Annotated in this window: 32 protein-coding genes and 1 pseudogene; 25 read left to right on the forward strand and 8 right to left on the reverse strand. The window is 52.0% G+C overall.

Going from position 1 to position 20,562, the window contains the following annotated elements; all coding sequences use genetic code 11:
• Window positions 1-78 precede the first annotated feature (78 nt).
• The gene (locus C7Y71_RS00005) at window positions 79-474 is read right to left on the reverse strand and encodes a transcriptional regulator (RefSeq protein ID WP_111899098.1); all 396 of its coding nucleotides are present in this window, start codon (window positions 472-474) and stop codon (window positions 79-81) included.
• A gap of 585 nt (window positions 475-1,059) precedes the next feature.
• On the opposite strand from C7Y71_RS00005, the gene C7Y71_RS00010 reads away from it, so the two are divergent.
• The 17 genes from C7Y71_RS00010 to C7Y71_RS00090 all read left to right on the forward strand — a co-directional run bounded on the left by C7Y71_RS00010 (window position 1,060) and on the right by C7Y71_RS00090 (window position 9,414).
• Window positions 1,060-1,263 carry a hypothetical protein gene (locus C7Y71_RS00010; RefSeq protein WP_151908857.1) on the forward strand — a complete coding sequence of 68 codons (204 nt, stop codon included), beginning with the start codon at window positions 1,060-1,062 and terminating at the stop codon, window positions 1,261-1,263.
• Between the two features lie 6 nt (window positions 1,264-1,269).
• Complete coding sequence (locus C7Y71_RS00015) at window positions 1,270-1,662, forward strand: hypothetical protein (protein WP_151908858.1); 393 nt, start codon at window positions 1,270-1,272, stop codon at window positions 1,660-1,662.
• A gap of 10 nt (window positions 1,663-1,672) precedes the next feature.
• Window positions 1,673-3,670, forward strand: coding sequence for a hypothetical protein (locus tag C7Y71_RS00020; protein WP_151908859.1), 1,998 nt, complete (start codon window positions 1,673-1,675; stop codon window positions 3,668-3,670).
• Window positions 3,671-3,695: 25 nt separating this feature from the next.
• Window positions 3,696-4,643 carry an AAA family ATPase gene (locus tag C7Y71_RS00025; RefSeq protein ID WP_151908860.1) on the forward strand — a complete coding sequence of 316 codons (948 nt, stop codon included), beginning with the start codon at window positions 3,696-3,698 and terminating at the stop codon, window positions 4,641-4,643.
• Between the two features lies 1 nt (window position 4,644).
• Window positions 4,645-4,890, forward strand: coding sequence for a hypothetical protein (locus tag C7Y71_RS00030; protein WP_111899445.1), 246 nt, complete (start codon window positions 4,645-4,647; stop codon window positions 4,888-4,890).
• Window positions 4,887-5,507, forward strand: coding sequence for an AAA family ATPase (locus tag C7Y71_RS00035; RefSeq protein WP_111899444.1), 621 nt, complete (start codon window positions 4,887-4,889; stop codon window positions 5,505-5,507). The genes C7Y71_RS00030 and C7Y71_RS00035 overlap by 4 nt, the downstream gene beginning before the upstream one ends.
• A 2-nt stretch (window positions 5,508-5,509) precedes the next feature.
• Window positions 5,510-5,692, forward strand: coding sequence for a hypothetical protein (locus tag C7Y71_RS00040; protein WP_111899443.1), 183 nt, complete (start codon window positions 5,510-5,512; stop codon window positions 5,690-5,692).
• On the forward strand, window positions 5,689-5,904 hold the full coding sequence (locus tag C7Y71_RS00045) for a hypothetical protein (RefSeq protein WP_111899442.1): 216 nt from the start codon (window positions 5,689-5,691) through the stop codon (window positions 5,902-5,904). Before C7Y71_RS00040 ends, C7Y71_RS00045 begins: the two co-directional genes overlap by 4 nt.
• The gene (locus tag C7Y71_RS00050; RefSeq protein ID WP_111899441.1) at window positions 5,901-6,128 is read left to right on the forward strand and encodes a hypothetical protein; all 228 of its coding nucleotides are present in this window, start codon (window positions 5,901-5,903) and stop codon (window positions 6,126-6,128) included. Before C7Y71_RS00045 ends, C7Y71_RS00050 begins: the two co-directional genes overlap by 4 nt.
• 18 nt (window positions 6,129-6,146) lie before the next feature.
• Entirely contained in the window at window positions 6,147-6,350 is a 204-nt protein-coding gene (locus C7Y71_RS00055; RefSeq protein WP_111899440.1) for a hypothetical protein, read from the forward strand.
• Entirely contained in the window at window positions 6,347-6,826 is a 480-nt protein-coding gene (locus C7Y71_RS00060; protein WP_226943487.1) for a hypothetical protein, read from the forward strand. Before C7Y71_RS00055 ends, C7Y71_RS00060 begins: the two co-directional genes overlap by 4 nt.
• Before the next feature lie 74 nt (window positions 6,827-6,900).
• Window positions 6,901-7,467, forward strand: coding sequence for a host-nuclease inhibitor Gam family protein (locus C7Y71_RS00065; RefSeq protein WP_151908861.1), 567 nt, complete (start codon window positions 6,901-6,903; stop codon window positions 7,465-7,467).
• On the forward strand, window positions 7,464-7,640 hold the full coding sequence (locus C7Y71_RS00070) for a molecular chaperone DnaJ (RefSeq protein WP_151908862.1): 177 nt from the start codon (window positions 7,464-7,466) through the stop codon (window positions 7,638-7,640). Before C7Y71_RS00065 ends, C7Y71_RS00070 begins: the two co-directional genes overlap by 4 nt.
• Before the next feature lie 27 nt (window positions 7,641-7,667).
• A complete protein-coding gene (locus C7Y71_RS00075; protein WP_151908863.1) occupies window positions 7,668-7,952 on the forward strand; it encodes a hypothetical protein in 285 nt (94 codons plus the stop codon).
• A complete protein-coding gene (locus tag C7Y71_RS00080; RefSeq protein WP_151908864.1) occupies window positions 7,912-8,475 on the forward strand; it encodes a phage virion morphogenesis protein in 564 nt (187 codons plus the stop codon). The genes C7Y71_RS00075 and C7Y71_RS00080 overlap by 41 nt, the downstream gene beginning before the upstream one ends.
• Window positions 8,476-8,549: 74 nt before the next feature.
• Window positions 8,550-9,050 carry a hypothetical protein gene (locus C7Y71_RS00085; RefSeq protein WP_226943488.1) on the forward strand — a complete coding sequence of 167 codons (501 nt, stop codon included), beginning with the start codon at window positions 8,550-8,552 and terminating at the stop codon, window positions 9,048-9,050.
• A gap of 28 nt (window positions 9,051-9,078) precedes the next feature.
• Window positions 9,079-9,414 carry an HNH endonuclease gene (locus tag C7Y71_RS00090; RefSeq protein ID WP_111899417.1) on the forward strand — a complete coding sequence of 112 codons (336 nt, stop codon included), beginning with the start codon at window positions 9,079-9,081 and terminating at the stop codon, window positions 9,412-9,414.
• Window positions 9,415-9,528: 114 nt separating this feature from the next.
• Here C7Y71_RS00090 and C7Y71_RS00095 read toward each other — a convergent pair whose 3' ends face one another.
• The 6 genes from C7Y71_RS00095 to C7Y71_RS00120 all read right to left on the reverse strand — a co-directional run bounded on the left by C7Y71_RS00095 (window position 9,529) and on the right by C7Y71_RS00120 (window position 15,025).
• Window positions 9,529-10,698, reverse strand: coding sequence for a phage minor head protein (locus tag C7Y71_RS00095; RefSeq protein ID WP_111899418.1), 1,170 nt, complete (start codon window positions 10,696-10,698; stop codon window positions 9,529-9,531).
• A 125-nt stretch (window positions 10,699-10,823) separates the two neighbouring features.
• The gene (locus C7Y71_RS00100) at window positions 10,824-12,233 is read right to left on the reverse strand and encodes a phage portal protein family protein (RefSeq protein WP_111899419.1); all 1,410 of its coding nucleotides are present in this window, start codon (window positions 12,231-12,233) and stop codon (window positions 10,824-10,826) included.
• Window positions 12,234-12,239: 6 nt separating this feature from the next.
• Window positions 12,240-12,659 (reverse strand): phage protein Gp36 family protein, encoded by a 420-nt coding sequence (locus C7Y71_RS00105; protein WP_111899420.1) that lies wholly within the window; start codon window positions 12,657-12,659, stop codon window positions 12,240-12,242.
• A 10-nt stretch (window positions 12,660-12,669) separates the two neighbouring features.
• Window positions 12,670-12,900, reverse strand: a complete 231-nt coding sequence (locus C7Y71_RS00110; RefSeq protein ID WP_111899421.1) for a hypothetical protein — start codon at window positions 12,898-12,900, stop codon at window positions 12,670-12,672.
• Between the two features lies 1 nt (window position 12,901).
• The gene (locus tag C7Y71_RS00115) at window positions 12,902-14,464 is read right to left on the reverse strand and encodes a hypothetical protein (RefSeq protein WP_111899422.1); all 1,563 of its coding nucleotides are present in this window, start codon (window positions 14,462-14,464) and stop codon (window positions 12,902-12,904) included.
• 15 nt (window positions 14,465-14,479) lie between these two features.
• The gene (locus C7Y71_RS00120) at window positions 14,480-15,025 is read right to left on the reverse strand and encodes a terminase gpP N-terminus-related DNA-binding protein (protein WP_111899423.1); all 546 of its coding nucleotides are present in this window, start codon (window positions 15,023-15,025) and stop codon (window positions 14,480-14,482) included.
• 199 nt (window positions 15,026-15,224) lie between these two features.
• On the opposite strand from C7Y71_RS00120, the gene C7Y71_RS00125 reads away from it, so the two are divergent.
• The 8 genes and pseudogenes from C7Y71_RS00125 (at window position 15,225) to C7Y71_RS00160 (ending at window position 20,286) form a co-directional block, all read left to right on the forward strand.
• Entirely contained in the window at window positions 15,225-16,172 is a 948-nt protein-coding gene (locus C7Y71_RS00125; RefSeq protein ID WP_111899424.1) for an HK97 family phage prohead protease, read from the forward strand.
• A gap of 65 nt (window positions 16,173-16,237) precedes the next feature.
• A pseudogene (locus C7Y71_RS00130) lies at window positions 16,238-17,284 on the forward strand (hypothetical protein); the annotation flags it as partial.
• A 301-nt stretch (window positions 17,285-17,585) separates the two neighbouring features.
• The gene (locus tag C7Y71_RS00135) at window positions 17,586-17,801 is read left to right on the forward strand and encodes a hypothetical protein (RefSeq protein WP_151908865.1); all 216 of its coding nucleotides are present in this window, start codon (window positions 17,586-17,588) and stop codon (window positions 17,799-17,801) included.
• On the forward strand, window positions 17,798-18,409 hold the full coding sequence (locus C7Y71_RS00140) for an N-acetylmuramoyl-L-alanine amidase (RefSeq protein WP_151908866.1): 612 nt from the start codon (window positions 17,798-17,800) through the stop codon (window positions 18,407-18,409). The genes C7Y71_RS00135 and C7Y71_RS00140 overlap by 4 nt, the downstream gene beginning before the upstream one ends.
• A 23-nt stretch (window positions 18,410-18,432) precedes the next feature.
• Entirely contained in the window at window positions 18,433-18,948 is a 516-nt protein-coding gene (locus tag C7Y71_RS00145; protein ID WP_151908867.1) for a hypothetical protein, read from the forward strand.
• Complete coding sequence (locus C7Y71_RS00150) at window positions 18,905-19,294, forward strand: transthyretin-like family protein (protein WP_151908868.1); 390 nt, start codon at window positions 18,905-18,907, stop codon at window positions 19,292-19,294. Before C7Y71_RS00145 ends, C7Y71_RS00150 begins: the two co-directional genes overlap by 44 nt.
• Entirely contained in the window at window positions 19,291-19,794 is a 504-nt protein-coding gene (locus C7Y71_RS00155) for a hypothetical protein (protein WP_111899400.1), read from the forward strand. Before C7Y71_RS00150 ends, C7Y71_RS00155 begins: the two co-directional genes overlap by 4 nt.
• 18 nt (window positions 19,795-19,812) lie before the next feature.
• Window positions 19,813-20,286, forward strand: a complete 474-nt coding sequence (locus tag C7Y71_RS00160) for a hypothetical protein (RefSeq protein ID WP_111899399.1) — start codon at window positions 19,813-19,815, stop codon at window positions 20,284-20,286.
• Here the strand turns inward: C7Y71_RS00160 and C7Y71_RS00165 are convergent.
• On the reverse strand, window positions 20,283-20,534 hold the full coding sequence (locus C7Y71_RS00165; RefSeq protein ID WP_146739503.1) for a hypothetical protein: 252 nt from the start codon (window positions 20,532-20,534) through the stop codon (window positions 20,283-20,285). The genes C7Y71_RS00160 and C7Y71_RS00165 overlap by 4 nt on opposite strands.
• Between the last annotated feature and the right edge of the window lie 28 nt (window positions 20,535-20,562).

Below are 20,562 nucleotides of genomic sequence, written 5' to 3' on the forward strand. Positions count from 1 at the left end.
AAGGTGGGGGGGGAACACCCCTCGAGGGGTTTCTGGGGAACTATAGGAGGTACTCTTTGCCGTTCTTGATGATACGAACTATCCTACATTTGCAATATCGGAACTCTGGGCATGACCAGCATTGTCCCCCCTACGGCGTTCAAGTTCCTCGATCCGTGCTTTAAGCCTACCTATTTCTTCTGCCTGTTCCGCTATGCGATCAAGGAACATTGATGTGTCCCCTTGTAGTGCCACCGGTTTGTCAGAGATAAACGGTTCCCCATCTCCCATGATAATCCAGTCTATATTGACAGTTGGGTATGACAATTTCAGACGACGGAGCATCTCGACCGACAACTTCTTTCTTCCACTTTTTATGTCGCTAATTCCAGCCTTGTTCGTTTCTAATATGCTGGCGGCTTCGACATAATCGGCTATTGCCCCACCCTTTCTTAAATCGTCCAAAATCTGAACGAATCTGAGATTTTCACCCATAATTTTGTCTTTAGTATGAAAAATTACGTTAAAATGTTTTGCAGTATGAAAATTTCATATTATCTTTGCCGCGTGTTCATAAATGTACAACTTAATTTTTAATGAAATGAAAAGTACTAAGTCGAATTTTCGGAGCCAGGAGAAGTATGCTGAAGCTCTGAATTGCATGGAGAAATTTCAGGCTCCTCAATCTGACAGAGAACTTGTGTGCCAGCTGTGCCGTCGAGTAGGTCGCTTAGAGCGCGAACTAACTGCGACAAAGAAACAACTGAACGAAATCGCTTGCAATCACGCCAAAGGTGAAGATTTAGTTCTACGAAGTCAATGCCACGCATCTCGGCTTCCTCGTCGGGATGGTAGTAAGCGAAAGATTGCTTACATGATATATGAAGAGGATTTGATACGGATAGCAACAGACCCTCAGCGTAGCTTCGAAGAGCCTCTTCACTCTTCTCTGTGGCAACGCGCCCTTGGCGAACTGTGATTTTAGCTTTGAACCGATACATGTTTCATGTGTTCATTAGTGAACGTGGGGACAAATGTACGAAACTTTGCCGAAACAAACAAATTAACAGTTAAAAGAACATGTATGAAATCAAAGAATGGCAGACGCAGAGCGTGAAGCACAAAGTGGCCACGCTGCTTATGGTTGACGGTGTGTCTTTCAGTTACAACGAAGAGGACGGCATTGTTTTCTCCGCCCCTGAGTTATATGTTAAGAATATGGTCCGTCGGCTGATGAACAGCTACGGTGTGAGTTTAAGACCAATAATAACAGAAATAAAATAAATGATTATGGCAAAAGTAAAAAGCGTGAGAACCATAAAGGTTTCGAAGGAGAACAAGGCGAGGCTCGCGAAGTTGTTCGGTTGCACTGAGCGCATGGTTTACAAGGCTCTGTGCTTTGAGAGTCAGACGCTTCTGGCGAGAAAGATTCAGCATGTAGCCCGTCAGGAGATGGGCGGCTGGGTTGAGGCTGCCGTGCCTGAAGACGAGATCTTCTACGACACAATGGACAGCGGTGAGCGTTTCATGCGCCAGTATTTTAACAATGGAGCCGTTCTGGAAGTCAGCCTGACCACAGGCGAGGGCGTTGTACGTTTCAAAGGCTCGCCCAGGCATCGCTATGAAGAGGTGCTTGTGAGAGACATCCCTACCATTCAGAACTACGCAAGGAACTTGAAGTAAGGAGGGGAAGATGGAGTATTACGGAAACAGGCTTTGCATAAGTGCCCGTGAACTTGTAGATAGCGGTGTGATGAGCATCCCTAACTACAAGGCGATGGCGAGCCGTGGACGCATCGACGTGGTGCGTCGTGGCGGTGGTGCAGCCGGTCAGTATGCCCTTGTTGCCGTTGAAAGTCTTCCACGCGACTACAGAGCCAAGGTTCAAGCCCTCTATCCCAACGGCGACCTGACCCACCTGAAGGGTTGGGTGTGCAGCAACTACGAGGTTGACCAGGCTGCGGTGGCGTTTTTCCACAGCAGGGAGCAAGCAGGTCTTGACCTGCCTCCTGAGAAGATTAAGGAGTATGTGGTGAACGCCAGTGTGCTGAACTGCTGCATCCGCTTGTATGAGCGTGCAGCAACAGCCCAAAAGCTGTTTGGCGGCAAATACAACTGGGAGCAGATGGCCAAGGCCATTGAAGCCCTGCGTGAAGAATACGGTCATACACTGCCAGCGAGTACGCTTCGTTTTCGCAAGAAGGTGAATGAATACAAGCGTAACGGGTATGGCTGCCTCATCAGCGGCAAGTTCGGCAACCAGTGTGCGCGGAAGGTGGACTACAGGACAGAGCGTCTGATACTCGGTCTGGCGGTGCTTCCGAACAAGCCTTTCAACACGAACATTGCGGAAATGTACAATATGTTCGTGTGCGGTGAACTGGACGTTTACGACCCGAAGACCGGTGAGCTGTTGAATCCTGACGACTTCACGGACAAGAAGACCGGTGAGCCGTTGGCACTGAGCGAAAGCACTATCACGAACTATCTGAACAAGCCTGCCAACAAGACGCTCATTGAGCACTCTTTGATGAGCTGGACTACGTTCATGCACGAGCAGATGCCACACGTCCACCGTCACGGCGGTAGTTTCTCACTGTCTCAGATTACGATGGACGACGTGGACCTGACGAGAAAACTGAAGGACACCAAGCAACGCGTCCATGCCTACTATGCCTACGACGTAGTGAGCCAGTGCGTAGTCGGTGCCAGTTACGCCCGCAAGAAGGATGAAGGTCTGGTGGTAGATTGCTTCCGCGACATGTTCCGGCTGATTGAGAAACAGGGCTGGGGAATGCCTGCAGGTATTGAGGTGGAGAACCACTTGATGACCCAGTACAAAGATGGTTTCCTGCAAGCCGGTGTCGCTTTCCCGTTCGTCCACTTCTGCGCCCCCCAGAACTCACAGGAAAAATATGCCGAGCCTCTGAACGGTGCGAAGAAGCGCAGCGTGATCCACAAGAACCACGAGGGCATTGGCCGTTTCTACGGCAAGGGCAAGTGGCGTCAGGAGTACAAGAAAGTGAGCGACGAGACCAACGAACTCTACGAGGACAAGGAATACTTCAGTTGGGACCAGTTGGTGGCAGAAGACCGACGTGACAGTTATGAGTGGAACCACCAACTGCACCCCAACCAGAAGAAGTTCCCCGGCATGACAAGGTGGGACGTTCTCTGTGAGCGCATCAACCCGACCCTGCAGCCTCTCGATAAACTGACGCTGGCACGCTACATCGGTGAGCGTGTGGAAACGAGCATCAGGAGGAACTCGACGGTGCGTGTGGCACACGAAGACTGGTGGCTGAGCGACACCAGCGTTTTAGAGAAACTTCGCCCGAATGACTATCAGGTGACCGCGTACTATATGCCTGACGAGGAGGGCAAGCCTTCTGAGGTGTATATTTTCCAGGGCGACAAGTACATTGACCAAGTGGAGAAAGTTCAGACCTACAACCGCGTAATGGCAGAACAAACCGAAGAGGACACCGTGAACTATATCGAGCAGCGCAAGAAGATTGCGAAGTTCAGCAAGTATGTAAAGGAAAATGCCATTGACGAACTGGGTGTGATTAAGCCGAGTGTAGCACCCGTCATGCAGACAGAAGCCGTGGCATTGCCACCGCAACAAACAGAACAAGAGCTCTTGTATGTTCCTGTAGATGTGGAAAGCAAAGCTCTTGCAGATATGTAGAATAACATTAAAACGCCGTTAGAATATGATTAAAGATTGGCAAAAACAGCGGATTCTGGAGGCGATAGCCCAGAACCGCAAGAACTACCCGAGCGATGCCAAGCACGCTGCCTCGCTGGGCATTTCCGCAAGCGTGTACAACAGTCTGAAGAAGGGTCAGACGGACAAGGCTCTGAGTGATGCCAACTGGGTGAACATTGCCCGCCGTTTAGACGTGAACCTGCGCGACTCTATCGAGTGGAAGGGCGCAAGGACCGCGACCTTCGACTATATCACCACACAGTTAGAGGCTTGCCAGGAGCGTAGCCTGAGCGTGATATTGTGCGACCTTCCGAACATTGGCAAGACGTACACCGCTCGATGGTATGTGAATGAGCACCGCAACGCCGTGTATATCGACTGCAGCCAGGTGAAGACAAAACGCGCCCTGGTTAAGAAAATAGCCAACGAGTTCGGCGTGGGTGCCACGGGCAAGTACCAGGACACCTATGAGGATTTGGTTTACTATCTGCGCTCGATGGAGCGCCCTTTGGTGGTGCTTGACGAAGCCGGCGACCTTGCATACGAGGCTTTTCTTGAACTCAAAGCCCTTTGGAACGCCACCGAAATGTGCTGCGGCTGGTATATGATGGGAGCCGACGGACTGGCAGCCAAGATCAACCGCAACGTGGAAGGCAAGAAGGTGGGTTACGCTGAGATCTTCTCACGTTACGGCGGCAAGTACAGCCGTGTCACTCCAGACCAGGGAGACGACCGCAAGGCGTTCTTGATGGAGCAGGCGCGAGTTGTGGCCAGCGTGAACGCCCCGGCGGGAACCGATATCGGTCAGATCGTGCGCAAGAGCCAGGGTGGTTTGAGACGAGTCTATACGGAGATTAGCAAGCTGAAAGAAGGCTGCGTTCGGCAAAGTTCAAGCGAGCTTGACTCTGCACTCACTGGCACTTCTTTTGAGAAAATCAAGAAAGGAGCCTGATATGAAAATAAAAGTAACTTTTTCAGATGGGAGCCGCCGTGTACTGAAAGCCCCATCTGAATTGCAGAAAATAGACAAAAATCGCGAGGCAATATTTGTAATGAACAATGGAGAGGTCTATACAGGCTATTGTGATGGTGATGTCGATGAGGAGGACGATTTCTGTATTATGGGAACTTTACACGGCATAGGACTTCCGTTCAACCGCCTATTGGGTTGGTGTTATACAACAAACAAAAAGATATGAAGCGCGCCTACAGTCCGAAAGAAATAGCCAAGAGGACCTACAAGACGCTGCCGTTTGGTGGCAAGTGGGCAGCAGCCTTCGGTTCGCCGGAGGAGAACTCCACGTGGTTCATCAGCGGCGCGTCCGCCAGCGGCAAGAGTTCTTTCGTGATGCAACTGGCCTACGAACTGACCCACTACGGGCAAGTGCTCTACCTGAGTTATGAGGAGGGCTTGAACCAGAGTTTCCAAGAGCGGATGCTACGGTTTGACCTTGACAAGAAGCAGGGCTGGTTCCGTGTCGTGACCAGTGACACGGTGGAGGACCTGACCGAGCGTCTGAAGAGGCGGCACAGTGCGAAGTTCATCATTGTGGACTCGTTTCAGGACGCAGGCTGGGAATGGCCCGAAACCAAAGTCCTGCTTGAGACATTCCCTAAGAAGAGTTTCATCTTCATCAGTCAGGAAGCCAAGGGACAGCCGTTAGGAAAGCCAGCCGTCAGGCTTCGCTACCGTGCCGGTGTGAAAGTAAGGGTCGTCGGTTTCCGAGCCTATTGCCAAGGGCGTTTCAATCCCGATGCCGGCAACAGTTTCGTAGTGTGGGAAGAAGGCGTGTTAAGAACAACGAATAATTTTTAATTATGGGAAAAGTAAAAAACACATTTGAGTTAGACAATGCGTGTTGCATTTGCGGCCGTACATTTTCCGGCAAGGGCCATAATCCCGCTCCCGTCAGGTATGATGGTGTGTGCTGTGGTGTGTGTAATGTCAACGTCGTTCTCAAGGAACGGTTCAGATTGGCAAAAGAAAGGGAGAAATTATGATCACTGAGATATTAGTAAAAAAAGACCGTATGGGTTTGGTGATTGACGACTGGATGGAGTGCGGCGAGTGCGACCTTACCCTGCGGATGTCCAAGACCACCGGCTGCCGCGTGATAGAGACCACCGATGCGCTGTATGCTGAAAGGATTGTCAGTTATCTGCGAGCCGCTGAGAAAGTAAACGTAAAACAATCAATCAAAAGCAAGAAATGAGCAAGACGAAGCAGATACTTGAATTGAGCAGTCCGAGCATCAAGACGTTGCGTGAGCACGTTGTCGGCATGGTGCAGCGTTGCCACTATTGCTGCGGCAGCGGTTGGTTCTGGGGCACCGACGAATTTGGCGAAAGCGAGAAGCAGCCCTGTCCTTTGTGCGGTGGTGCGGGTCAGTTGCGTCCTGAGGTGACGATTGAGTGGAAAGGTGTGAATCATGTTTAATCAACAATATATATCATTATGAAGACAAACATCAAGAAAGTACAATTATTAGCGCCGAGATGGTGGAATCCGCTGTTTTGGCTGTTCGTAGTTCTCGCCCCTGTTCTTGGCATTATTGCCGGTTCTGTTTTTGGCGGTTTCATGGGTTTGCTTATCGGTTATGAGTCAGGGCTTGAAGCCTCTTTTGAAAAGATGCGCCAGATTAACGCCAAGCTACCATGAGTGTAAAGAGTTATCACCGTTTTTATGCCTTGTTCAATCGTCTGTCCGGCGTTGACCGTGAGGACATGAAAGAGACCCTTGTGTCGAGTTTCACAGACGGTCGGACCACCAGCCTCAGAGAAATGACGCAGAAAGAGTACAACGCTATGTGCGCCTCTCTGGAGGAACGCACTGGCTGGAAGGCGCAACTGAAGAAAAAGCGCAGCCTGTGCCTGAAGCTGATGCAGAAGGCTGGTGTCGATACGACCGACTGGCAGCGCATCAACGATTTCTGCAGTAACCCTAAGATTGCTGGACGGGTGTTCGCTCAGTTGGGCGTGAAAGACCTTGACGCGCTTCAGGTGAAGCTTCGTGCCATTATGAGCAAGGGCGGGCTGAAGGGGACCAAGACGCGGGAGGCTGCGCCACAGTCGCAGCATACGGAACCGGAACCCTGCTTGAAAGCCATACCCCTGACCGTAATGGGAGAGGCTTAGTAGTAATAGAAGCTATAGAAGCAATAGAAGCAATAGAAGCAATAGTATTAACCATCAAAAAAAACAAAAAGACAATGGCAAGACAAAAGAAAACCATTATCACCGGCGTGACCCGAGAGGCCGCCGACGAAGCATTCGCAACCTATGCGAAGAGTGATGCCCAGATTCAGAAGATCAATGCGGAGATTGAGCTTCAGTGCGCCAAGATCCGTGAGAAGTACGCCGACAAGTTAGCCGCTTTAGGCAGTGACAGAGACAAGTCGTTCGATGTGCTTCAGAGTTTCGCCACCGAGAACCAGGCAGAGTTGTTCAGCAAGAAGAAGAGCCTTGACATGGCCCACGGCACCATCGGCTTCCGCACCGGCACTCCGAAGCTGAAAACCCTGAAGGGCTTCACCTGGGCAAGTGCGCTACAGTTGGCTAAGAAGTTCCTGCCTTTCGCCTACATCCGCCAGACGGATGAGATTGCTAAGGACAAGTTGCTTGCCGACCGTGACCTGAAAGAAGTTGCAGTATATGACACCCCGACGGGCGATCCCCGTGAGGTCACTATGCGCGAGGCTATGGCAGCCTGTGGTATTCAGGTGACTCAGGACGAGACGTTCTATGTTGAACCCAAGAAAGAGGAGACTGCCGTATGAAGACCCGGAGCATCACTAAGCCCGAGAAAGTTGCCCTGTGCCGTGAATGCCACGGCAGGGGCACTGTCTCCAAACTGGGCTTTTCAAGGCTATGCCCTAACTGTGAGGGCAGCGGCAGGGTACTTGTCAGTTGTGAGATGACCCTGCACGTCAGGCCCTATAAAGTGCATTAATTAACTTCGACAATCAGCTGCATGGGAATGAAGAAGCGCAAAGGCAAGAGTTATGCCAAGCGTGTCGCCGACATCAACCAGATTTACGACACGTACGCGAAGACGGGTCTTCCGAACAGGGAGATCTGGAAACGTTATGTCTATCCGAAATACGGCATCAGCGAGCGTACTTTTTACAATCTGCTGAAGGCCTCTGCCAATCCTCTTCTTGAGGAGCGTGCTGCGCTTTCTGCACAGGGCTTCTTGTTCCCGGAACTGTTATACCCCGAAGATGAAGTCAGAGATCCAGGCTATTTTAAGAAGAATCCTTAAGGACATCGAGGTAGAGATGTCCGACGAGTTCGACCGGAACTTTGAGCGTCAGGCCTTTTTCAGTGAGGCGTGGCAGCGCAGGAAGAGCGCGACTCGTCCCGGCGGTCACATACTGGTCGATACGGGACGTTTGCGCCGTAGCATCCAGAGCCGGACCACCGAGAACAGCATCACGTTCTTCACGACGGAGCCCTACGCCGCCATTCACAACGATGGGGGCGAGATAGTGGTGACAACCAGGATGAAGAAATACTTCTGGCACAAGTATTACGAGGCTACCGGCTCGTTCGGTCGCAAGAAAGACGTCAGCCGGCGGAACGACAAGCGCACGGTGCAGCTGAGCGGCGAAGCCGAGTTCTGGAAGTTCATGGCCTTGAAGAAAGCCGGTACCACCATCAAGATTCCTCGCCGAAGGTTTTTGGGTACCAGTCCTGAAGTGGAGCGAGCTGTACGGACCATCATCGAGGAGAACCTGAGCGGATATATTGAAGAATCCATCAATTTTACGATTCGAGAATCATGATTATCGGCTGCGCCTCAGCATAAGAGCGAGCTCTTCTGCCTTCGGCTTGCACGATAATTGAAAATACACGAGAAATGAGAAAAGAAGTATATCAGATGCTCATAGAGCAACTATCCAAACTATATGTAACACCAGAAGGTTACTACGGAGTAGCAGAAACTGAAGACGACGTTCCTGAAGGCTGGGAACGTGCCATCAAGCACATCGACCTGTGGAACCACAACGTTGAGTTCATCGAGCAGGAAGAGAATTGGGAACGTCCGGCGGTGTTCGTGGAGTTCCAGCCCATCCAGTGGAATGCCATACAGCCTGGAGCGGAATATCGTGCAGAGCCGATAGTACACCTTCATGTGGTGACGGACTGGCAGGGCAGCAGTTCTGCAGATAGTGAGTTCCGTGAACAGAGCCTGAAGGTGTTCGACTTACTGGAGGCGATACACCATCAGTTGGCTTGCAGGAGAGGCAAGACGTTTCTGGAGTTTGACCTTGTGGGAAGCAGCACGAACCACAATCATGAGGATATTATTGAGAACATTGAGAGTTACCAATGCGTGGCAATTAAATCGTTGCGATGAAATCGCAACATACAAAACCTGAAGAAGTATGGAGATATTCAAGAGTTTCAAGCTGTTCGGTCTTTATTTCTACATTTCGAACGTTCGGATGAAGCGCAGGCGTACGATAGACGAGCAGATGCGCAATCGACGGAATGCTCTTCTCCGGAAGAAACGGTTTCTCTACCAGCTGCGTGGCGGCTGCTGTGAGCTTTGCGGCAAGCACTTTGCCCTGGAGGCATTGGAGATACACCACTTGGTTCCTGTGAGCCAGAACCCCGGACTGGCGTTGCAGACGAAGAATCTGATTCTTCTCTGCCATGACTGCCATGTAAAGGTGCATCAGGGCAAAGAATCCGCCGTAAAGCAAAAAAACAGACCTTAAAATGAAAAAAATCCGCTACTTTTGATTGAGTAACGGATTTTTTTGTACCTTTGTCGTCAGAATAGCATTGAGACTGAGTCTTGGATTGTAGTTCCAGGTAGTTCTTTCTCTTTGCTATTTCTTTTTTATGTGCTTTCTGATTTTTTCGGGATGGTCAGAAATAGAATGCAGGGTATATTCTCCCCAATCCCATTCCCAAACAATTATACACTGTTCTTCCCCTCGTACCTTTGTGGAGAATATATGGTGCTGTACAACCCTTTCCTTTTCCTTCCCAGGTGGGGGATCTGCTGGCCCCAGATATTTACACTCTTTATCCTCGAAGACTTCATTTATGCGTAGTAGCATTTTGTTCTTTTCCTGCAGATATTTGTTGGGTTGGTTGGTCCATTCTGTGATAGAAGCCCTTGAAATGTTGATGGGGTGTGGGAACTTCGTTGTGTTTATAGTCGTTCCCTGTAATGGCTTGGCGTATTTTCTCGTTTGTTTGGCATCTGCATTTGCCAATGCCCTTACGATACGACAAGCAGCACATAACTCATTCTCTGGAACGAATACCAGTGATATTTTCCCTTTTGCAATGTCACAGTCCCGGCACCGCTTGATGGTGTAAGGATTATAGTCTGGCATTGTCTTTTGTTCTATTCCAGGATTGAAATGAAAGATGCCCTTTGTGTCCTTTCCCGTGGCCTCGGCTCCGAGTGCCATAGCCTCGTCGTGTGGTGTTTCCGGGTATTTAGTCTTGCGCACCTGTACGACGGTGCATCGGCAGTTCCATCCGTTAGGCGGGTAATACTCCTCCCAGAACGGGTCGGACATCGGCAGCGTTACGCGGTCGAGTGCAGCATGTTCCGGACGCACCTTTTCGTCGCGCTGCGTTCGGTACTGCAGGTTATATCGGTCGCCGTCCTGCATGAACTGCTCCCACTTTGCCGCCATGTCCGCTGAAGCCTGACAGAAGTTGTATTCTGCGCGGAGGTAGTTGCGGTTGTAGGTGCTATCAATCTTGCGAACGTCATTCAAAAACTGTTCGAAAGGCTTTCTGTTGCCGTTCTCGTCAATGAGAGACGGGAACGCCTCGTTGAGTTCGTGGAACGTCTTCATGCCGGAGAAGATGTAGTTCGACCGCTGAAGACGCTGGCGCATGGCATCAGACATTTTGACTTGCTGGAAGCCGGAGTTGAGTGCGTCGGCATGTGTCTCTATGAACTCCTGCATTTTCGGTGTCTCCAGTAACTCTATGCGGAACTGTGCCCCCTGCTCCTTGTAGAGTGTCTTCATCATTCCCTCGAACAGGCGCGAGAGTTCCTGACGTATCTCGTCCTCACGGGCGAAAGTGGCGACGGGGAAACCGCCGTCCGCAAGGATTCGGGCATAGCGTTCGTGCAGCCCCAGGTAATCACTGGGGCTCAGTCGAAAAAAGGGCGCGCATTGGCTTCGCCTTCAATCGGCTGCACTCGGCCATTCAAGCGAACTTGATGGCTCTCGCTGGCACGATTGTTTTGTTCCTGTCGCGTCTTTTTGTCCGGCTTGGGCGTTTTATTGCCTTTGGGGTCTTCATCGTCCTGTGGCGGCTCTGGTGGCGCGACAGGCGGCAGCATCTGCCTACGTTCCCCTACAGGCATGTTGTATTTCTCTGAGAAGTATGCAGGGTCCACCTCGTAGTTGTTGAGTACGAGTTGTTCGTATGCTGCCTGCTGCTCTGGTGTGTAGTCCACGCTGTAGTCCCAGTCGAAGTGTATTCCCTTGAGCGGGAAGCCGTGCCGTACCATGTGGGGCAGGAGTTGGTTGTTCACCATGTCACGGATGTTGTCGCAGTCTGCCTCGATGATGTTCTGGAAGACTTCGAGGTGTGTTTCGGACTGTGAGAGGCTTGATCCGTCCTCGATGGTCATTGTCTGCCCGATGATGAGTTTTGATAGTTCGGAGTTGGCACGGTCGATGCGCTTGTCATAGACGTTGAATGCATCGCCCTTGGTAGATTCGACCACTTCTATTTCGGTGCCTTGCTGGAATATGCCCCATCCCTCGGTACCCATGTCTGCCATCATTCGCTCCATCTTGGCGAGTTCTTTGTCATCTCGTGATGTGGTCCGTGCTATTCGCATGGGCATTCCGAAGATCTCGGCAAAGGTGTCCCAGAACGCCAGTGCGTTTTTCTTCGGTATGGTCTGTGTTGCTGCTTTTAGGAACAGTCCGAGGTTATCTGGCTGCCCCACCTCGATGAGCCATTCGGCGAACGGCGGTTCGTGGTAGTCAATGCCATTGTGCCAGTCCTGTCCGAGGTCAGGGACGACGCAGTGGTATTCCGGAATGACGTGCTTGCGTGGTATGAGCCGCACTCCGTCGTATGTCTGCCGTCCGTTTATGCCGGTGGTGATGTTTCCCAGTTCTATGAGCGAGTGTCCCCAGTAGTTGGCGTCGAGCGCGAGCTTCATGAGGAGTTTGAACCAGGGCGTATTGAAGTAGTTAGCTGCTTCCTCGTCCTCGTCGCCCTTCTCGTTGACCAATTTGAATGAGCGAGCCATGACAAAGCCCTCGCGCTGCTGTATGCAGCCGGAGAGGTGCAAGTCCACCTCCACATCGCGATATATGTCGTATAGCCTCTGTCGGTTCGGTCTATCCACGTTTATTGCCAACAGCCAGGCATTGCGCCAGTCTCCGATATCCTTTCGTGTAAGCGAGTCGGTGGTTCGCTGCAGTTCCATTACCGTCTTCTTGAAGTGCTGCGCATCTTTCTTAGCCAGGCGCAATGTTCCGAACGGGGTTCGCACCAGCAGTTTATTGTCTGTATTTTTGTTTCTCTTTCTCTTTCCCATAGTTCTTTACCAATTATGACGTAGTTTCTTCTGACAGCCGTACACCATCGGGAAGCCGACGGGGTTTCCGTTTTCGTCGGTGGCAAGAGGCAGTTCTGGCACGATTTTTCCGGACTGTACTCCCTCGAGCCATTTGACTGCCCGCTCGTAGCGTTCCTTTCGTATCTCCATTCCCATTTTCTGCGGTGCGCTGGCTGCCATGTGGTAGAGGGCGATGTCGCAGGTGTACATCACTACAAGCCTGTTTCGTCCCGTTCCCGTTGCCGAGAAGACGGCTTCTGTGTCGTATTTGGGTCTGAGGTAGCCGCTAATTTCCTCGACGGCTTCCGTCTCGGCATTGGCTCGGTTCTCTTGGCTGACCTGTGAGACCACCTTCAGAGCCTGGTCGCCGATGACGATTTTATAGTCTTGATCTGTTACAAACATAGCCAGAAGTTTAGAGTGTTATGTAAAGCGCCTTCGCTTCAAGGTCGGCAATGGTGGTACCTTTCCGGAACACCCCACCGGCTATGAACTTTTTGAGTTCCTGCTTGGAGAGGACTTCGAGGCGTCGGTTAATGACCAGCACCATATATTTGCGGTGCGTTAGATGGTGAAAGCGGTCTGCTTTCTTGACGGCCCGCTTGAAGCGGTAGGCGAAGATGAGTTCTTTTATCAGCTTTATCATGTTACCAAATGTTTTTAGAGGTTGATCTTTTTCCGAACCTCGGTTTATAGGTTTGTTGTCTTGTATTCTTCTGGAGGATATAGATTGCACCCTCGTCTGCATCCGGTGCGTCGTCGTTGCCGGACATTCCCTTCTCGAAGGCAAGCAGCTGCTCGAGTCCGGCTTGCATGTCGGGGTCTTCCTTCTGTGAGATGTCGTAGAACACAAATCCGCGTTCCCAGAGCGGACTGATGGCTTCTATTCGCTGGAACTTGTCGGGCTTCTTCCGTGTGTCGCCCGTGATGGGCAGCTGGTAGCCTCGGAGGTTTCCCTCTGTAGTGAACTCATCGAGGAGTATGTCCTGCATGAAGGATGCCTCCATTGCGAATCGGATGGAGATACCCACGTCCAGGCTCCACTCGTAGAGGTCGTAGCACCATCGTACCATTTCGGCGAGCGATGCCTTGCGCACGAAAGCGCGGAGGTGCCACAGGTGTGTCTTGTGCTTCGCCCATAGTTTGGCGGCTTTCGTATCGTTTGACTTCTTGCTTTTCCATGACGGGTCGATGTACAGTACAAACTCGGTGAAGTCCTTCCATGCCGGACGCTTGGCCCACTTGATCCACTCCTGGCGGAAGACGGTGCCCTCCACGATGGGGTTGTGCATCATCTCCTTGTTCCAAGCGCGGTAGCCGACAAACTCGGCATATTCCCGTGCCTCCTCCTTCGTCCATTTCTCTTTCCATACAGGGTTGCCCTCGTTGTCAACGGCATATACCGTCGAGACGTGAACACCTTTGGTGGCGCAGATGTTCGCCAGCACGGAGGTTTTGGAGATAAGGTTGCCGACCATGAGGAAACGGCCACGTCCCACGTCAAGTGCACCGAAGAGTGCTTCTTTCACCCAGTCGGTGAGTTCGCGGACTCGCCGCTCGTTGCGGCAGAGTTCGTCATCGTCGAGGTCGTCGATGACGATGTAGTCCGGTCGTGACTCACGCTTTCGGAGACCACGTGGCGACTGCCCACGTCCACACGCCAGGAAATACACGCCGTCCTTTGTGGTGAACTCACCTTCGGTCCAGTTGCCGAGCGACATCTGCTTTCCGAAGTCGGCAATGATGCGCTTGTTATACTGGAGCTCCGCCTGAATGTCACCCAGCAGTCGGTCGGCACTGTCTTCAGACTTACCGACAATCACCATGAAATTGATGAGCCGCTTCGGTTGGAACATCAACCAGAGCGGCATGAAGATGTCGAAGTGTGTGGACTTAGCGTGACCACGCGGCCACTTGAAGACCGCTTTCAGGTTAGGCGTGTTCTTAACCTTCGTGGCAGCGGCATTGTGGAACGGCGCGTTGTGTATGGTTCGTATGGCTTCGCCTGTCACCTTGTCGCGGAGCGTCAGGAAATGCGGAAAGTAATACTCACAGAAAGCGGCATAGTCTTTCTGGAGCCGGCGTATGCGCTGCTCCTTCTGTGTGGCATTCTCGCGGACGAGACTTTTTGTGTCGGTCAGGTTCTGAATCTGCCGGCAATGCTCCTTCCACTCTTCCTGTATTTTCCTGAGGTCTGCTATAGATGTCATAGAATTACATAGATGCTATAGTGCAGACGGCGATGCCATCTTTTCCATGAGGAACTTGTTCTGGTACTTGTTGATTGCCTTGATGAGTTCGGGTGTGATTTCGGGGTCGTAGCATGCCTGGTCCTGAATCCACCGGTTGAATGCCATGAATACCTCTATGGCGTCGATGACGTTCGCCTTCTTGTCAAGTTTCTCGATGGTGGATGATAGTTTCGAGAGTTTGTCTGCGAGTGCTCCGATGGCTTCGGGGTCGCCTGACGCATTGACCTGCGCGATGAGGTTGTCGATTGCGAGGAGCAACTTGTTGACGAGTTCCGGTCGTGAGATGTTCTTGGCTGCACGCGCCTCCTTCCATCCGTCGTTGCTGCACCACTTGGAGACAGACTGACGGGACACGCTTAATTGTTCGGCAATTTCTGTCAGTTCCATGCCTGACAGGTACAGTGAGCGTCCGAGCGTCTTTTTCCTTTCAATCTGCTCACGCGAAAGCCTGGTGCGTTCGGGCAATTCGGAACCAGTTCCGTTTGCCTCTCTCTTCGTTGTCTTTTCTTGTTTTGTCATTGTTTTTTTATTTGTTTCAGTTGCGACATAGTCGCAACATACGCGATTGTTCTTGCTGCAAAAGTGGTTATTTTCAGGTGGTGCAGGAAAAAAGTGTGCAATGGTTTCAGAGAAGTGTGCAACGGTTTCACACTTTTTTTGCGGGATTGTCTGAAGCCCTCATCTTTGCGGTAGAAACATCGTAAAAGAACTGGAAAAAATGAGCAAGACAAAACGAGTGAGAATCAGCAACGAGCGCCTGAACAGTTACGGCACGCGTGTACTTACGGCCGGCATGGACGTTGAGCAGTACAACAGGAACCCCGTACTACTTTATATGCACGAGCGTGGTCAGGTTATCGGCTACGTGAAAGACCTGCGGGTTGAAGGTGACGAGGTGACTGGCGAACTGATGTTTGACGAGGCCACGGAACTGAGTCAGCGCTGCAAGAAGCAGTGGGAGTTCGGCAGCCTGAAGATGGTGAGTGTCGGTATCGACATTCTGGAACTGAGCGAAGACCCGAAGCATTTGGTGCAGGGTCAGACCAGTCCGACCATCAGCAAAAGCAAACTGTTCGAGGTGTCGCTTGTTGACATCGGTGCTAACGACGATGCCATTGTTCTGCAGAAGGACGGCAAGCGCATAGAGTTAGGCAAAGACGCGGCGAGAGAGTTGCCGCTGCTGCATAGTAATAACAACAAAAATCAAAAAACAAAGCAAATGGATCAAGAGAAGTTAGCCCTTCAATTGGGCTTGCCTAAGGATGCCGACGAAGCGACCATCAACGCGAAGCTGGCAAAGCTGCAGGCTGACGGTGCGGAGGCTGAGACCCTGCGCCAGGAACGCGACACGCTGCGTGCCGCCCGTATTGAAACCCTTGTGAACGCTGCCATTGCCGAGAAGAAGATCGGCGAGGACAAGAAACAGCAGTTCCTGGATCTCGGCAAAAAAATCGGTGCCGACGAGTTGAAGCAGACCTTCGACGCCATGTCGCCCCAGGTGAAGCTGAGCCACATCGTAGGCGGTGGTGCCCCAGCGGGTGGCCATGCCGAGTACAAGAAGCTGAGTGACGTGCCGAGCGACGAGTTGTCGAAGCTGCGTGAGCAGAACCCGGCGCAGTACAAGAAACTGTACAAGGCCGAGTACGGCATAGAATGTGAGATTTAAGGTTGCGACACAGTCGCAACATACGAGACAAGAGTATTATCAGAAACCAACAAAAAAGAAATACAATGATTCGATTTATTGGAATGATCGTTGCGGTTCTTGTGAACTGCTTGATGGGCGGCACTCTTGCTGCCATGGTCGGCGTTGACCCCGCCGTGGGTGCCGTCGGCCTAAATGTTGTTGCCGCCACTGTCGGCAACGTGTTACCCTCTGGTGCCTTAGGTGCCGGAGTCTATACCGAGATTTGGACGGGTGAGCTGGTGAAGTACCTTCGCCGCGGCCTTGAAGCCACCTGGCTTGACGGCATTCCCGACAGTTCGAGTATAGTGAACAATGATGTGATTCATCTTGTTGAGGTCGGTGTTGACCCAGACGTTCTGATCAACAACACGACCTATCCGATTCCCTTGCAGGCTTTGGACGATGCTGACATTGCCGTTCAGCTTGACAAGTTCCAGACGAAGGTGACTCCTGTGACCGATGACGAGCTCTATGCCATTTCGTATGACAAGATGTCGCGCGTGAAGGAGAGTCACGGCAATGCCATCAACGTATCGAAGTTCCAGAAGGCTGCTCATGCCTTGTGCGCGCAGCAGAACTCTGCCACCACTCCGGTTCTTGTTACGACTGGTGCGCGTGACGCAGACACGGGCCGTATCAAGCTGTGCATGCAGGACGTTATCAACCTGAAGCGTGCGCTTGATAAACTGAAAGTCCCTGCAGACGGTCGCCGTCTGGTGCTTTCCACGGACCACGTGAACGACCTGCTGGAGACCGACCAGCGCTTCAAGGAACAGTACAACATCGACCGCGGCAACGGTACGGTAGGTCGTCAGTACGGTTTTGACATCTACGAGTTCGCGAACAATCCGATTTACACCACGTCGGGGCAGAAGAAAGCTGTCGGTGCGAGTGCCGATACCGGTGAGTTCCAGTGCAGCTTTGCGTTCTACGTTCCTCGCGTGTTCAAGGCCACTGGAAGTACGAAGATGTATTACAGCGAGGCTGCGAACGATCCCGAGTATCAGCGCAACAAGATCAACTTCCGCCACTACTTCGTTTGCATGCCTAAGAAGGCTGATGCGGGCGGTGTTATTATGAGCGGCTATGAGACGAGTGGTTTGCCCACCATCTCCGGTGACGCCGAACTGACTGTGCCCTCGACAGCAGGCAGCAACGTCCGTACATACGCGACGAGCAACGGTGCGGGTGTTACAGCTGAGAGCGATGCGTCATGGCTGACCGTATCTGTGAGCGGCAATAAGGTGACGTTTACCCGTGAGGCTTACCCCTTCACAGAAGACGCCGAAGCAATTCGTTATGCCAATGTAACCATCGGTATTTCCGGCACGAGTGTTACGAAGACCGTGGTTGTTGGTCAGGAATTAGCGCAACCTTAAAATGATGTGAAACATGAGACTGATTGTAAAGAAGATTTTCCGCGACAAGACGGACCATGTTACGGTGTATGAGCCCGGCTCCATCTTAGAGATGGATGACCAGGCTCGTGCCTCGGACCTGATTGTTCGCGGTCTGTGCGCCGAGCACAAAGACAAGAGCGACGCTTCCGTGGCTTCTGCCGAGGTGGTGAAACAGGCAGTCGTGAAACCTAAAGTCAGGAAGTCATGAGCAAGGTTGTTATTCTCGGTACTGCCCACGGTGTGAACGTGGCAGGTAAATGCTCTCCGGACGGCAGGTTCCGCGAGTACAGGTTCAGCCGTGAGGTCATCTCGATGCTCAAGCCGCGTCTTGAGTCGCTGGGTCTGACGGTATTCGTTGACATGCCTCAGGACGTTGTCCCTCTCCCCATGAGCACCGAGCTGTCCCAGCGCTGCAAGATTGTGAACGGCATCTGCGGCAAATATGGCAAGGAGAACTGCGTGTATGTGAGCATTCACGTGAATGCTGCCGGCGGTGATGGCAAGTGGCACGACGCCCGCGGTTTTGCGGTGTATGTGTCGCGTTCGTGCTCATCGTCGAGCAAGCGCCTGGCGAAGTTGCTGTGCGACCTTGCGCTTGTCCGCGGTCTGCGCGGCAACCGCTCGGTACCCGGTGAGCATTACTGGCAGGCCGGCTTCTACGTGCTGAAGCACACTGTCTGCCCTGCGGTACTCAGTGAGAACTTGTTCCAGGACAACCGCGCGGATGTGGAGTTCCTGATGTCGCCATCCGGCAAGGAGGCTGTCGCGGCACTCCATCTTGATGCTCTGAAGCAGTATTTTGGTATCAATCAATAATCAACCATCAATAGTTATCAGATATGGAAACGGACCTCAGTCAAATCCTCAACTGGTTATTAGGCGGCAGCCTTGTCGGTGCGCTTATCTCCATCGTGACCATCCGCAGTGCCCTGAAGAAGGCTCGTGCGGAGGCGGAGAGGGCGATTGCCGAGAGCGACACGGTGAAGATTACGAACACTGAGCAGGCGACCCGGATTCTGATACAGAACATTGTTGAACCCTTAAAACAAGAATTGAATGAAACGCGAAAGGAACTGTCATCGCTCAAACGCGAGGTGGCCCGTTTCCGTAAGGCTGTTGACAGTGCTAACAGTTGCCGTTACAGCGATGACTGTCCTGTTCTTGAGCGGATGCGCGACACACCGAAAGAGCGCAGCAGCGTCAAGCCACGCGCAAGTGTCTGCAACGCTTCGCACGGACAGCGTGATTCGCCAGTCGATAGACAGCGTAAGCGAGCTTGTGGAGATCCGGACGGAACCTGTGACTGTTCCGATGTCGTCGGTGACGCTGACGATAGCGACGGACAGCCTCCTTAGTCTTCCGAGCGGTGCGAGCTACAGCGACCGCAGCGGTCAGGCCAGTGTGAAGGTTTCGCGCAAGGCTGCTACAGCCACCGACCCCGAGTACATCTATATTTATGCCACATGCGACAGTCTGCAGCTCCAGTGTGAGCGATATGAGCGTTACATTAGGAATCTGCACAAAGACTATGGCGAACAACTTAATGGCATGATGACCCGACTTGCCGAAGCCAGGCAAGAAGTTCAGGAGGTGAAAGAGAAATCTCCTAACGGCATTGGAACGGCATTGAAATGGTATTTTTTCGGACTTGTTTCCGGAGGAACAATAATCATCTTTATCTTTATAAAACTGAAAAAATGAACAAGAAAGATTTTTTGTACGGCCTAAACAAAATGTCCTTCAACGGTAAGGAAGTGGGCTACATTGAGAAAGACAGCTTCGAATGGGGCGGCACTGCTCCGGAGAGCGTCGATGTTGAGGCAGAGCAGGTGCCGGATGCTCCTGTGCTTGTTTTGGCTCAGAAGAACGGCACGATTGCGCCGAAGTTCAACATGATTCAGCTGAACTATGACAACCTGGCCGACATGCTTGGCGGCACTGTTACTGCTACGGGTACTGGCCAGAGCCGTGTGGCTACCGGTTGGAAGGCTCCTACGGAGCTTGTTCAGCTGAGCGGTCCCTGCACGATTGACACTCCGAGCGGCAAGACCATCAGTATTCCGAACGCCATGCTTCTGGCGAACCTTGACGGCAAGCTGACCTTGACTGAAGTGTCGAAGGTTGCGTGCACTCTGAAGGTGATGAAGCCTGCTGACGGCAGTGCTCCTTACGAGATTATGGATACTCCCGATGAGGGTTGATTTCTACTATTCTGAGCCATGGATGACAAGAAAATCCAGTTAGAGGCATCGGAGGCGCTGCTTGACGTCGGCGTCTCCGTGCCTTTTAAGCCCTTTCGTTTGCCTTTCAGGAAGCGTCCGGTGTATTTCCGTATGACGATGCAGCGTCCTCGTCTGAGCGGTCAGATCAGGATAGCGCGCCTTTACCTGAGCCTTGGCGTGACGTATGCTGAGCTGGAGTCGATGGACAAGGATGCTCAGATGCAGTTTGTTGCGGATCATGGCAAGACGATTTCGAAGATGGTTGCTCTGACGATGTGCGGCAAGTGGTGGAAGCCTGTTTGGTTCGTATCATGGCTGCTGCGTCACTTTGTGGACCACTTGTACCTTCAGGTAGCCATGATGAAGTTCGTGCTGCTTTTGGGCACTGAAAATTTTATGCGTATTATCAAATCAGCGGAGGTGACGAATCCGATGAAGCTGAGGTTGAGCCAAAAAAGGAAGGGGAGTTAACTACCGAGTATGAAGGCAGCCATAGCCCCTTCGGTCTTGTCTGGCAGATTGCGAATGCGACAGGCTGGAGCCGTGAGTATATTCTGGACGGTGTGAATTACCAGACGCTTATCATGATGTTGGCGGACGCTCCTCGCTACGTCAGGAAGAAAAGAGGGAGCGAGCGGGAAGAAGTCGGCGATGATGTTCTTGGTTTCTTCCAGAGCAATCTGAGCACTTGAGTATGTGCTGCGACGGTGTCGCAGCATAGGGAACAATACACTGAACAAACCAGAA

The organism is Pseudoprevotella muciniphila (assembly GCF_003265305.2).
In the GTDB taxonomy this organism is placed as follows: domain Bacteria; phylum Bacteroidota; class Bacteroidia; order Bacteroidales; family Bacteroidaceae; genus Alloprevotella; species Alloprevotella muciniphila.